Origin of the sequence: Methylomicrobium lacus, from assembly GCF_041897535.1 — a bacterium.
Classification (GTDB): Bacteria; Pseudomonadota; Gammaproteobacteria; order Methylococcales; family Methylomonadaceae; genus Methylomicrobium; species Methylomicrobium lacus_A.
In genome coordinates this window covers 3,171,638-3,184,520 of sequence record NZ_CP169217.1, presented here as the reverse complement: position 1 = coordinate 3,184,520, position 12,883 = coordinate 3,171,638, and the positions used below count along the sequence as shown (strand labels likewise).

The window sequence follows — 12,883 nt, the reverse complement described above, 5'->3', positions numbered from 1 at the left end:
GTTACCGGCAACTGGTCGCCAAAATCCGCCACACCAATTGATCAAAATCGAGCCCGGCCTGGCGCGCGGCCATCGGCACCAGACTGTGATCGGTCATGCCTGGCACCGTATTGATTTCGATCAATTGCGCTTGTCCTGCATGATCGATAAACACGTCGACCCGCGCCCAGCCTTGCACACCGACCACCTGACTGGCGCTGACCGCCAGTGCCTGCAATTTCGCCTCCTCGGCGTGATTCAGGCCGCAAGGGCAATGGTATTGGGTCGTGTTCGCATGGTATTTCGCATCATAATCGTAAAACGTATGCGGCGTTTCGAGACGGATCACCGGCAAGGCTTCGCCGTTCAGGATACCGACCGTATATTCCTGCCCGGTCACCCAGGCTTCCGCATACACATCGCACTTGTACGATGCAGCCAATTGATAGGCCGCCACCAGCTCGTCGCGGTTGTGCGCCTTGCTCATGCCGATGCTGGAGCCTTCCTGCGCCGGCTTCACGATGACCGGAAAACCCAATTGCTCGATGCAACTGTCGATATCGCCTTGATCCTTCAGCAGGGTCCAGGGCGGCGTAGGCAGGCCGAAGCCGCGCCAACACAGCTTCGTGCGCAACTTGTCCATGCTCAATGCCGACGCCAGCACGCCGCTGCCGGTATAAGGAATCTGCATCACTTCGAGCACGCCTTGCAGTACGCCGTCTTCGCCGCCGCGGCCGTGAATGATGTTGAACACGCGGTCGACCGCGACACCTTGCAAGGCTTCGATCGGGCTGCCGGTCACATCGATCGCGACCGCATCGACGCCCTTGCGTTTCAAAGCTTCATAAACCGCCGCGCCGCTTCTGAGCGAGACCGGCCGTTCCGCGGCGGTTCCTCCCATCAATACGGCAACGCGCCCAAATTGTTCCGGATTGTTATACACTCAGAGCCTCACTCGTTTCGCCGACCATACAGACCTCGGTCTGCAGGCTGATACCATAGTTGTTGTTGACGGTTTGCCGAACATGGGCGATCAGCGCCTCGATATCGGCCGCCTTCGCCTTGCCCGTGTTCACGATAAAATTCGCATGTTTCTCGGAGACGCAGGCGCCGCCGATCGCATAGCCTTTCAAGCCGGACTGCTCGATCAGGCGTGCCGCATGATCACCCGGCGGATTCTTAAACACCGAGCCGCAACTCGGCTGGTTGGTCGGCTGGGTCTTGCCGCGCCGGTCCAGCAATTCCTTGATTTTTTGCTGGCTGGCTTCGGTGTCGCCGTTCGGCAGCCGCAAGACCGCCGAAATGAACCATTCCTTATTCGCGTCGAAGCCCTTGACCGAGCGGTAGCTGATCTGGAAGGACGCCTTGCTGCGTTCAGACAATTCGCCCGTCGCCGAAAGCATCTCGACGCTTTCGACGATTTCCCAGGTCTCGCCGCCGAAGGCGCCGGCGTTCATCTTCAACGCGCCGCCCATCGTGCCTGGAATGCCGGCCAGAAACTCGGCGCCGCAAAGGCCCTGTTCGCCGCAGAAGCGCGCGACATGCGCGCAAGGCACGCCGGCCTCGACATATACCGAACCGTCGACCAACCGTTTCATTTCCTTCAAGCGGCCTTTCGTGTTGATCACGGTGCCGCGGATGCCGCCGTCCCGGACCAACAGATTGCTGCCGAGACCGATCCAGAACACCGGCTCTTCGGCCGGCAATTGCCGGATGAAGTCGATCAAATCCTGCCGGTCGAAGGGGATGTACATCCTGTCGGCAGGGCCTCCGACGCGCCAGCTGGTATGCTTCGCCAGCGGTTCGTTTTCGAGCAGGCGGCCTTTCATAGCATTCGTCTCAAGGCTCAGCATGCGGCCAGCGCATCCTGCAGCAGAGTCGGCAACTGCGTCGCGATCTGGCCGACATTGCCCGCGCCCATCGTCATGATCACATCGTTCGGCTTCACGATGCCGGCCAGCACGTCCGCCAACTCTTCCCAGTTCTCGACAAAAATCGGGTCGACCTTGCCGCGGTTCCTGATCGCCCGGCTCAACGCGCGGCCATCCGCGCCGTGGATCACCGCTTCGCCGGCCGCATACACATCCAGCAGGACCAATACGTCGACCGTCGACAGCACATGCACGAAATCCTCGAACAAATCCCGCGTCCGCGTATAGCGGTGCGGCTGAAACACCAGCACTTCACGGCGGTCGGGCCAGGCCTGACGCAGCGCCTCGAGGGTCGCGGCGATTTCGCGCGGGTGATGGCCGTAGTCGTCGACCAGGGTCAGCCTGCCTTCCGGCAGATCGATATTGCCGTTGATCTGAAAACGCCGGCCGACGCCCTTGAAGGCGCGAAGGCTCGAAACGATCGCGCTGTCGTCGACGCCGAGGCGGGTCGCGACGCTGATCGCGGCCAGCGCATTCAGCATGTTATGCCAGCCCGGCAGGTTCAACGTCACTTCGAGCGGCGGAAAATCGCCGCGCCGGAGCGCGGTAAAGGACGTATGCATACCCTGCTGCACGATGTTCACCGCGCGCACATCCGCATCGTCGTGCACGCCGTAGGTCGTGACCGGCTTCGACAACTGCGGCAGGATTTCCCTGACGCCCTCGTCGTCCATGCACAACACAGCCATCCCGTAAAACGGCAGGTGATGCAGAAATTCGATGAACGTCTCTTTCAGGCGCTGATAGCTGCCCTCGTAGGTTGCCATGTGGTCCTGATCGATGTTGGTCACGATCGCCATCATCGGCTGCAAATACAGGAAAGACGCATCACTTTCGTCGGCTTCGGCGACCAGATAATTGCCGAGGCCCAGTTTTGCGTTGGTGCCGGCGCTGTTCAAGCGACCGCCGATCACGAAGGTCGGATCGAGGCCGCCTTCGGCCAGCATGCTTGCGACCAGGCTGGTGGTGGTGGTCTTGCCGTGCGTGCCGGCGACCGCGATGCCGAAACGGAAGCGCATCAGTTCGGCCAGCATCTCCGCGCGCGGAATCACCGGGATCCGCTCCAGATAGGCCTGATCGACCTCGTCGTTGCTGCGGTCTACCGCGCTCGACACCACCACCACATCGGCTTCGGTCACATTCTCGCGCTTATGACCGATAGTCACCTCGACGCCCAGTCCGGCAAGCCGCTGCGTCACCGCACTTTCCTTGATGTCCGAGCCGGAGACCTCGTACCCCAGATTCCGCAAGACTTCTGCGATGCCGCTCATGCCGGTGCCGCCGATGCCGACGAAATGAATCCGCTTGATGTTGCAGAGCACCGCGGCCGGTCCATTGATATTCGGAATGTTCATCAGTTCGCCTCGGCAATACAGTAATTCGCGACCGCCTCGGTCGCATCGAGCCGCGCACATGCCTTCGCCGCGGCGGCCATCTTTGCCAGCTCGGCGCGCATGCGGGTTACCGCTTCGGCCAAGGTTTCCGGCGTTAAATCCTTTTGCAGCAGGATCACTCCCGCGCCGGCATCGCTCAGATAATGCGCATTCGCGACCTGGTGGTCGTCGATCGCCCAGGGCAACGGCACCAGAATCGCAGGACAACCGATCGCGGCCAGTTCGCTGATCGTCATCGCGCCCGCCCGGCAAATCGCCAGATCGGCCCATTGATAAGCCTGCGCCATGTCCTGAATGAAAGCCTTCGCTTCCGCATTGACGCCGAGTTCCCGGTAACGCGCCGCGACCTCTTCCTGCATCGCCGCTCCGGTTTGGTGGAGCACCTGAATGTCTTTCAGCCGCGCCATCGCCTCCGGCACGATCTCGTTCAGCCTTTGCGCGCCCTGGCTGCCGCCGACAATCAAAATTCTCAAGCCTTGCTCGACCTTATCTTGTTGATCTTTGTGCATCGATAAAAACTTTTTTCTGAGCGGATTGCCGGTGCAGGTCGCCCGCCGCTTTTTTGCAAAACTATCCGGAAAGGCTTCCAGGACGCGGTTGGCCAAGCGTGCGAGCCAACGATTGGTCGTTCCGGGCACCCGGTTCTGTTCATGGATGACCAGAGGAATGCCGAGCATCTTGGCCATCAGTCCGCCGGGCCCCGCGACAAAGCCGCCCATGCCCAGCACCACATCCGGCTTGCGTTTCTTCAGCAATCTCGCCGCCTGCAGGCAGGCCTTGACCAGCTTGAACACCGCGGTCAATTTGGACAGAGCCCCCTTGCCCCGGACGCCGGCGACCGACAGCCAGTCGATCGCGATGCCGTGCTCCGGCACTACCCGGGCTTCGAGGCCGCCCCGCGTTCCGAGCCAGGAGACTTCCCAGCCTTTCTCCAATAACGCTTCCGCGACCGCCAAGGCCGGAAAGACATGTCCGCCGGTGCCTCCGGCCATGATGACTATGCGTTTTGCCATCTCGATTTTCCTTTGGGTGTGCTGGCGTGAATTTCCGCGATCTCGGTATGCACCCGAAACAATAAAGCGACCGCCATACACATCACGATCATACTGCCGCCGCCGTAACTCATCAGCGGCAATGTCAAGCCTTTCGTCGGCAAAATGCCCATATTCACGCCCATGTTCACAAAGGCCTGGAAGCCGAACCACAATCCCAGGCCGTAGGCGATAAACGCCGCAAACAGTTGCCCCGCCTTTTCGGCGGCGGCCGCGATTTCGAAGATGCGCCAGAAGAACAGCGCAAACAGTCCGATCACGGTCACCACGCCAAGCAAACCCAACTCCTCGGCGATCACCGAAAACAGGAAGTCGGTATGCGCCTCGGGCAAATAAAACAATTTCTGTATGCCGCTACCTAAGCCGACGCCGAGCAGTTCGCCGCGTCCGAACGAAATCAGAGCCTGCACCAATTGAAAGCCGGTACCGAGCGGATCGGCCCAAGGGTCCAAAAAACCGGTAATCCGCTTCATCCGATAAGGTTCGAAATAGACCAGCAAGGCAAAAGCAACGACGCCGACCGCCCCCAACGGAAACAGGATCGACAAGCGCGCGCCGGCCAGAAACAACATGCCGATCACGATCATCAGGATCACCACCGCCGAACCCAGGTCTGGCTCCATCAACAGCAATAAGGCGACCACCACGAACAAGCCGAGCGGCGCGATCAGGCCCATCGCGGACGACTGCAATTTCGCCTGACGCCGGTTCACGTAACCGGCCATGTAGATCACCGCAAAAAACTTGACCGCCTCGGATACCTGTATCCTAAGGCCGGCTATCGTGAGCCAACGGGTACTGCCCTTGACCCTCACGCCCAGCCCCGGAATCAGCACGACCGTCAGCAATACCATTCCGAAAGCCAATAGCCAGGGGCCGAGTTTTTCCCATTTGCCGACCGGCACCTTCATGATCACCCAGCCCATGCCGAGGCCGAGCAGGATATGCACCAGCTGGCGGATCGGATAATGCAGCGAGGTCTCGCCCTGTTTGACGCCCAGATGCAATGACGAGGAGGTAACCATCACGAAGCCGATCAGCAACAGGCTGACCGAGGTGAGCAGCAGCACCGAATCGAAATGCCAGCGCTTGACTCTGGGCGAGCGGTTCTCGATGCTCACGCCAGCAATTCCTGGACCGCTTTGGCGAACTTTTCGCCGCGCTCCTGATAGTTTTTATATTGATCGAGGCTCGCGCAGGCCGGGGACAACAACACCGCGTCGCCGGGCTCGGCCAGGCTGGCCGCAATCCGCACCGCTTCCTGCATGTCTTGGGCACGGTACGTCGGCACACAGCCGGCCAAAGCCTGGTCGATCAGGTCCGCATCCCTGCCCATCAACACCACGCTTTTGACTTTTTCCTGTACGGCAGGCCGCAATTCGCTCATATCGGCCCCTTTCGCATCGCCGCCGGCCAACAGCACCACCTTGCGGTCGCAGCCTTGCAGCGCCGCGATGCAGGCGCCGATGTTGGTCGCTTTCGAGTCGTTGATCCAGGTCACATCCTTGATTTTGCCGACGCGCTGCATCCGGTGCGGCAGGCCCCGGAAGCGTCTGAGCGCATCGCACATGCTGTCCGGATCCAGGCCGACCGCAATCCCAAGTGCCAGCGCGGCCAGCGCGTTGGCGGCATTATGACGGCCTTCCAGGCGCAATTCGGACAATTCCATCAGCTTCCTGCCGCCGTAGACCAGGCATTCGACGCCCTCGATCTTCGCCAGCGTGAAATCGGCGGCTTCTTTGATCGAATACGCATAGGTCCGCCGGCCTTTACGCCGCATCGCGTTGACGCGAGGATCATCGGCGTTGATCACCATCACCCCGTTGCCGTCAAAGATGCGTTGTTTGGCGCCGGCATATTCCTCGACATCTTTGTGCCGATCCAGATGATCGGCCGAGATGTTCAGCACGGTCGCGGCGGCCGCGTTCAAGGCGGTCGTTCTTTCGAGTTGAAAACTCGACAATTCCAACACGAACAAATCCGCCGGCGTCTCGAGCAGATCCAGCGCGGCCGTGCCCAGATTGCCGCCGACGCCGACCAGCTTGCCCGAAATTTTGGCCATCTCGCCGAGCATCGTCGTTACCGTGCTCTTGCCGTTCGAACCGGTAATCGCAACGATCGGCGCATTCGTCGAACAGGCAAACAGATCGATATCGCCGAGGATCACCGAACCGTTCGCGACCGCCTGAGCGATCGCGGGTTCGGTCAGCGGAACGCCCGGGCTGATTACCAGATGCGACGCAACCTGAAAGGCTTCTTCGTTGAATTTGCCGGTAAAGATCGGCACATCCGGCATCTGTTCGGTGAACTCCTTCAGCGACGGCGGGTTGTCCCGGCTGTCGACGACCGCAAAATTGAAGCCGAGCCTTGACAGATATTTCGCGACCGACAGTCCGGTTACGCCGAGGCCGACCACCAGCACTTTCGCGCGCCGGGGATCCAGTGCAAATCGGGAAATCAGTTTTTTAATAATCGGGGCATTTTCCATGCATCACCTCCCAAAGGCATCAACGCAGTTTCAGGGTCGCGAGACCGATCAGCACCAGAACTACGGTGATGATCCAGAAACGCACGATCACACGCGGCTCGGGCCAGCCTTTCAATTCGAAATGATGATGAATCGGCGCCATCTTGAACACCCGTTTGCCGGTCGTTTTGAAAGACGCGACCTGGATGATCACCGACAAGGTTTCCATCACGAAGACGCCGCCCATGATCACCAGCACGATTTCCTGACGCACCAGCACCGCCAACAGGCCCAGCGCCGCGCCGAGCGCCAGCGCGCCGACATCGCCCATGAACACCATCGCCGGATAGGCGTTGAACCAGAGAAAACCGAGCCCCGCGCCGATCAGCGCCGAACAGAACACCAGCAGTTCGCCGGAATGCGGCAAAAACGGAATCGCAAGATAATTCGCGAACGCCGCGTGCCCGGAAAGATAGGCAAAAATGCCGAGCCCACCGGCCACCATCACGGTCGGCATGATCGCCAGACCATCCAGGCCGTCGGTCAGATTCACCGCATTGCTGGTGCCGACGATCACGAAATAGGTCAGGACCACATACAACCAGCCCATGTTGAATACGACATCCTTGAAGAACGGCACGAAAAACTGCGTTTCGACGGGCAAGGTCGCGGTTTTATATAAAAACACCGCGGCCGCGAAACCGATCACCGACTGCCAGAAATATTTGGCTTTCGCGGACAGGCCGTCGCTGTTGCGCTTGATCACTTTCCGGTAATCATCGACAAAACCGACGATGCCGTAACCCAGCGTAACCAATAAAATCGTCCAGACATAATGGTTGCTCAGATCGGCCCAGAGCAGCGTGCTGACCGCGATCGCGACCAGAATCATCGTGCCGCCCATCGTCGGCGTGCCTTTCTTTTCGTAGTGCGATTCGGGACCCAGTTCGCGAATGCTTTGACCGATGTTTTTATGGGTCAGCTTGCGGATCATGAGCGGCCCGAACAGCAATGAAATGGCCAGAGCGGTCAACGAGCCCAAAATGGCTCTAAAAGTCAGGTAATGAAACACCCTGAAGGCACTATCAAATGACATTAAATAATCTGCAAAGTACAGTAACATCGATTACGCTCTAAAATTTTCCACCAGTGCCGCCGCGACATTTTCCATCCGGCGTATTCTCGACCCTTTGATCAGGATCGTTTCATCACCCGTCAATTCGTGTTCCAGCGCCGCGATCAATTCTTCCTGGGTCTCGTAAAAAGAGGCCCCTTTGCCGAAGGCTTCAACCGTGGCCCTGGCATCGGAGCCTGTGGCTAGCAGGCGCACAACTCCACTCGACTTGATCAACCCGCCCATGTCCCGGTGCATAGCCAAGCTCTCGGGACCCAATTCGCCAAACGCGCCCAGCACCAGCCAGGGCTTTTGTCCGACGCCGGCCAGCACATCGAGCCCGGCCTTCAGCGATCCCGAGTTCGCATTATAGGTATCGTCGATCACAATATTACCTTTGCGGCCGACCCAAGGCTGTAGCCTGCCGGTGACCGGCTTGACCGCCTGCAGGGCCTCTACGATCTGCTCCAGACCCAAACCCAGCGCCAAACCGGCCGCAGCCGCGGCCAACGCGTTCACTACATTATGCCGGCCTGCCAACTGTAACCGGCAATGCGCTCGGCCTGCGGGCGCGGAAAGCATGAAGGAGGTCCTGAACCGATGCTCGATGACCTCGGTTTTGATATCCGATGCCGTCACATCACTCTTTTCGCGCAAACCGAAGGACACGACCTTGCGCGCACCCGCCACCGACCGCCAGTACTCAAAGAAGGTATCATCCCGGTTGATGATCGCCACGCCGTCCGGCTTCAACGCCGCAAACAGTTCGCCCTTGGCCCGGGCCACCCCTTCGACGCTGCCGAAACCCTCGATATGCGCGGGGCCGGCATTCGTGATGATCGCCACATCCGGCGCGGCATAAGCCGCGGTGTAGGCGATTTCGCCAGGATGATTGGCGCCCATTTCGACCACCGCGTAACGGTGCCGCTCCGCAAGGCGCAGCAGGGTCAGCGGCACGCCGATGTCATTGTTCAAATTGCCCTTCGTATAGAGCACTTCGCCATCACTCGCGAGCACCGCCGCGGTCATTTCCTTCACGGTCGTCTTGCCGTTGCTGCCGGTCACGCCGACGACTTTCGCCCCGGTCTTCTTGCGCCAGGCACCGCCCAGTTCGGCCAGGGCCAGATGGGTGTCTTCAACCTCAATCGCCGGGATGTTCGCTGTGACGCCCCGGTGCACGACTGCCGCTACCGCGCCGTTTTGCGCCGCCTGGTCGACGAATTCATTGCCGTCGAAGCGTTCGCCCTTGATCGCGATATAGAGATCGCCCGACTGTAAGGTCCGGGTATCGATGCTGACCGCCCCGAAGACGCCATCGCCGCCGATCAACTCCCCGTTCAGGAGCTCTGCGCATTCACTCAACCGCATATCCACTCTTGTTCCTCAATCGGTCGTCCTCAATTCTAATGCCCTCTGCACGGCCTCGGCATCGCTAAACGGATAGCGCACGCCGGCTATTTCCTGATAATCCTCATGGCCCTTGCCGGCGACCACGATCCAGTCGTCTGCGCCCGCCTCCAGGATGGCCGTTTCGATCGCCTGTTTTCTGTCTCTGATCACGCGCACCCGCTCTTTACGGCAGCCGGTCAGGATGTCGCCCACGATGTGCTGGCCGTTTTCGTGACGCGGATTGTCGTCGGTCACGATCACGTGGTCGGCCCACCGTGAGGCGCCGGCGCCCATTTCGGCGCGCTTGCCCCGGTCCCGGTTGCCGCCGCAGCCGAATACCACCCATAAGTGCTGCCGGCAATGCTGTCTGACGCTCGCCAACACTTTATCGAGCGCGTCCGGCGTATGCGCGTAATCGACAAACACCCAGGGCTGCCGGTCGCCGCCAAAGCGCTCCATGCGTCCCTGAACCGGGATCAGCCCCCGCAATTTGATGGCGGCACGGTCGATCGGTTCACCGATCGCCAGCAGCACCGCCAGCACGCTCAAACAGTTGTCGATATTGAAATCGCCAAACAACGGCGTCTGTACGGTCACCCGCTGCTCGCGCCAGCACACATCGAACTCGATGCCGTCCGGCTGATGCCTGACATTCTCGGCATTTAGGCTTTCGCCCTTGGCGCTGGTTTTTCCCTGCCGGCTGTGCCCCCATACCGTCACGCTGTCCGGCGTTGCGGCCAAGATTTGCGCGCCGTAGTCATCGTCCAGATTCACCGCCGCAAACTTGAGGCCAGGCTGCCTGAGCAGGGCCAGCTTGGCCGCGACATAGGCCTCCATCGTGCCGTGATAGTCGAGATGATCGCGGCTGATATTCGTGAATACCGCGCCCTCAAAATGCACCCCGTTGACCCGGCCCTGTTCGATACCGTGCGATGATACCTCCATCGCGACGGACGCCTTGCCCTGTTGCCGCAATTCGGCCAGCATGCGCTGCACCGCGAGCGCATCGGGCGTGGTATTCAGCGTCTTGTTCAGCCTACCCCATTCGCCCCAACCCAGGGTGCCGATAATGCCGCAAGCGGGCAACAGCTGGCTCAAAAACTGGGAACAGGAAGTCTTGCCGTTGGTGCCGGTAATGCCGAACACCCGCATCGCCGCAGACGGATCGCCGTAGAAGCGCGCGGCCAGATCGCCCAGTTTCCCGCTCAAATCTTCGACCGCCACCAAGGGCGCGCCGTTTAAGTCCGCCGCCAGTTCGGAACCGCCGCCAGCCGGATCGTACAGAATGACCGTCGCGCCGAGTTCGAGCGCCTGCGCCGCATGCTTTAAGCCATGCTGATTCGCGCCGGCCAAAGCGACGAAGGCATCGCCCGGGGCAACCTGCCGGCTATCCAAGTTCAGGCCGCTGATGTCGACATCGTGCAGGGGCGCCACCGGAGCGGCGAGTAACTCAGTCAATTTCATGGCTGTCTCCTGACGACTCTTTATGAGACAACACGATCGGCATCGTATCCTCCCTGTCCGGTGGAATATCCAGCACCCGCAAAGCGCCGCTCATTACCCGGGAAAACACCGGCGCCGACACCAGGCCGCCGTAATACTTGCCCGCCGAAGGTTCATCGATCATCACCGTGATGATCAGCCTCGGGTCGCTGGCCGGCGCGATGCCCGCAAATACCGCGAAATATTTGTTGCTGGTGTAGCCGTGCGCGCCGGCGGCCTTCTTGACCGTGCCGGTCTTGCCCGCCACCGTATAGCCATCCACCCTCGCCTCATAGGCGGTGCCGTCCTTCATGATCACGCTTTCCATCATCTTGCGCACGCTTTGGGCGGTCTTGGCCGAAAACACGCGCACCGGATTCGGATCCTCATCGCGTTTCAACAGACTGACCGAATGCAGAACGCCATCGTCGGCCAAGGCGGTGTAGGCTTTCGCCAGTTGCACCACCGAGGCGCTGAGTCCGTAACCGAACGACAGCGTCGCCCGGTCGAAGTCCTTCATTTTCGAATAATGCAGCAGCCGTCCCGAAGCTTCGCCGGGAAATCCGGCCTCCGCCGATTTGCCGAAACCGAGCTGGTTATAAATGCCCCAAAAATATTTCGGCGGCATCTTCAATGCCATCTGCGATACCGCGACATTGCTGGATTTCTTGATCACATGCGTCAAGTCCATCGTGCCGTAATTATGCACATCCCGGACCGTATGCTTGCCGACCTGAAACACGCCGTGCGTCACGAACAACGCATTCGGGCGCACATAGCCGCCATCCAGCGCCGCGGCGACCACGAACGGCTTCACGGTCGAACCGGGTTCGAAAATCTCGGTCATCGCCCGGTTCCGGTAAAGAGCCTCCTTCAAGTCTTCCCGCGCATTCGGATTGAACGGCGGCAAACTGACCGCGGCGAGAATCTCGCCATTCTTCGCATCCAGCACCGCCAGCGAAGCGGATTTGGCCTCATTCTCGGCCACGGCGCGTTGCAGTTCCTTATAGGCAATGTACTGAATGCGCTGATCGATGCTCAACTGCAAATCGCGACCCGGCGCCGGGTCGCGGACGTTTTCGACATCCTCGATGATGTGCTGCTTACCGTCGCGGATCACCCGCTTGCGTCCCGGCACCCCCTTCAGCACGTCTTCGTAGCCCTTCTCGATGCCTTCCTGGCCGGCGTCGTTCAGATCGGTAAAGCCGACCACATGCGCGGAGACCGCACCGGTCGGGTAAAAGCGTTTGAATTCGCGGTCGAAATTGACGCCGGCGATCTTCAGGTTCTTCACCTGCTCGGCAAGCGGCGGTTCGATTCGGCGAATCACGTAGGCAAACTGCCGCTTCGGATTGTCATTCAACAAGCCGGCGACCCTGCCCGGCGGCAAATCGAGCAGCCGCTCCATCTCGCGGATTGCGGCCCGGCTCTTGCCGCGATAGTCGTTCAACAGCGCCTCGATGTCTTCCGGGCTTTTTTTGCGTTTTTTCAGTTCGTCCGCGAAATCCTGTTCGGCCTGATGATGATCCTTCGCGTTCACCCAGATCGACTGCATCGGCGTACTGACCGCCAGCGGCTCGCCGTTTCTATCCCGAATCATGCCGCGATAAGCCGGCACGACCACATCGGTCACATAGGTTTTATTGCCCTGCTTCTGCAAAAACTGCTTGTCGAACACCTGCAGATCGACCGCCCGCACTACCAGAACGGCCATGCACACCAGCACCGACAAAACGAGCAGCTTCCTCCTCCGTTCGCAATCGACCGGCGCCGATCCTGATTTGACTCTGCCGCGAAAATCTCTCATGGTTTCAAATAAACGATCTTGTCGCGTTCAGGCATGACCAGTTTCAGTTGTTCACGCGCGCTCAGCTCGACCTTGCTTTGGTCCACCTGAGTCGTCAGTTCCAGTTGCAGTTGCCCCCACTCGACATCGTACTGATCCAGAATCTTTTCCTGTTTCTGAATCTCGATAAAAACCTGACGCGAATGGTATTTGCTGTAAATCGCGGCCAGCGCCGACGCCAGCAGCAGCGCGAATAACGCACCCATTGCCAAATTTTTGAATGCCGCCA

Annotated in this window: 11 protein-coding genes; all 11 read right to left on the bottom strand. The window is 59.9% G+C overall.

The features are described 5' to 3' along the window. Position 1: 1 nt before the first annotated feature. From ACEPPP_RS14185 to ftsL, 11 genes are read right to left on the bottom strand one after another with little or no spacing between them, the layout of a single operon-like run. Positions 2-880, bottom strand: a complete 879-nt coding sequence (locus tag ACEPPP_RS14185; RefSeq protein WP_374090930.1) for a D-alanine--D-alanine ligase — start codon at positions 878-880, stop codon at positions 2-4. Between the two features lie 34 nt (positions 881-914). Continuing rightward, entirely contained in the window at positions 915-1,808 is an 894-nt protein-coding gene (gene murB, locus ACEPPP_RS14180) for a UDP-N-acetylmuramate dehydrogenase (protein WP_374087721.1), read from the bottom strand. A 17-nt stretch (positions 1,809-1,825) separates the two neighbouring features. Further along, on the bottom strand, positions 1,826-3,265 hold the full coding sequence (murC, locus tag ACEPPP_RS14175) for a UDP-N-acetylmuramate--L-alanine ligase (protein ID WP_374087719.1): 1,440 nt from the start codon (positions 3,263-3,265) through the stop codon (positions 1,826-1,828). Then, positions 3,265-4,317 (bottom strand): undecaprenyldiphospho-muramoylpentapeptide beta-N-acetylglucosaminyltransferase, encoded by a 1,053-nt coding sequence (murG, locus tag ACEPPP_RS14170; RefSeq protein WP_374087717.1) that lies wholly within the window; start codon positions 4,315-4,317, stop codon positions 3,265-3,267. The genes murC and murG overlap by 1 nt, the downstream gene beginning before the upstream one ends. After that, entirely contained in the window at positions 4,302-5,477 is a 1,176-nt protein-coding gene (gene ftsW, locus ACEPPP_RS14165; RefSeq protein ID WP_374087715.1) for a putative lipid II flippase FtsW, read from the bottom strand. Before ftsW ends, murG begins: the two co-directional genes overlap by 16 nt. Then, positions 5,474-6,844, bottom strand: coding sequence for a UDP-N-acetylmuramoyl-L-alanine--D-glutamate ligase (gene murD, locus ACEPPP_RS14160; RefSeq protein ID WP_374087713.1), 1,371 nt, complete (start codon positions 6,842-6,844; stop codon positions 5,474-5,476). The genes ftsW and murD overlap by 4 nt, the downstream gene beginning before the upstream one ends. 19 nt (positions 6,845-6,863) lie before the next feature. Continuing rightward, positions 6,864-7,946 carry a phospho-N-acetylmuramoyl-pentapeptide-transferase gene (gene mraY / locus ACEPPP_RS14155; RefSeq protein WP_374087711.1) on the bottom strand — a complete coding sequence of 361 codons (1,083 nt, stop codon included), beginning with the start codon at positions 7,944-7,946 and terminating at the stop codon, positions 6,864-6,866. A 3-nt stretch (positions 7,947-7,949) separates the two neighbouring features. Beyond that, positions 7,950-9,305, bottom strand: coding sequence for a UDP-N-acetylmuramoyl-tripeptide--D-alanyl-D-alanine ligase (gene murF / locus ACEPPP_RS14150; protein ID WP_374087710.1), 1,356 nt, complete (start codon positions 9,303-9,305; stop codon positions 7,950-7,952). Between the two features lie 15 nt (positions 9,306-9,320). Continuing rightward, positions 9,321-10,790 (bottom strand): UDP-N-acetylmuramoyl-L-alanyl-D-glutamate--2,6-diaminopimelate ligase, encoded by a 1,470-nt coding sequence (locus ACEPPP_RS14145; protein ID WP_374087708.1) that lies wholly within the window; start codon positions 10,788-10,790, stop codon positions 9,321-9,323. Continuing rightward, positions 10,777-12,615: a peptidoglycan D,D-transpeptidase FtsI family protein gene (locus ACEPPP_RS14140; RefSeq protein WP_374087706.1), complete on the bottom strand. Its 1,839-nt coding sequence runs from the start codon at positions 12,613-12,615 to the stop codon at positions 10,777-10,779. The genes ACEPPP_RS14145 and ACEPPP_RS14140 overlap by 14 nt, the downstream gene beginning before the upstream one ends. Further along, positions 12,612-12,860, bottom strand: a complete 249-nt coding sequence (gene ftsL / locus ACEPPP_RS14135; protein WP_374087705.1) for a cell division protein FtsL — start codon at positions 12,858-12,860, stop codon at positions 12,612-12,614. Before ftsL ends, ACEPPP_RS14140 begins: the two co-directional genes overlap by 4 nt. Between the last annotated feature and the right edge of the window lie 23 nt (positions 12,861-12,883).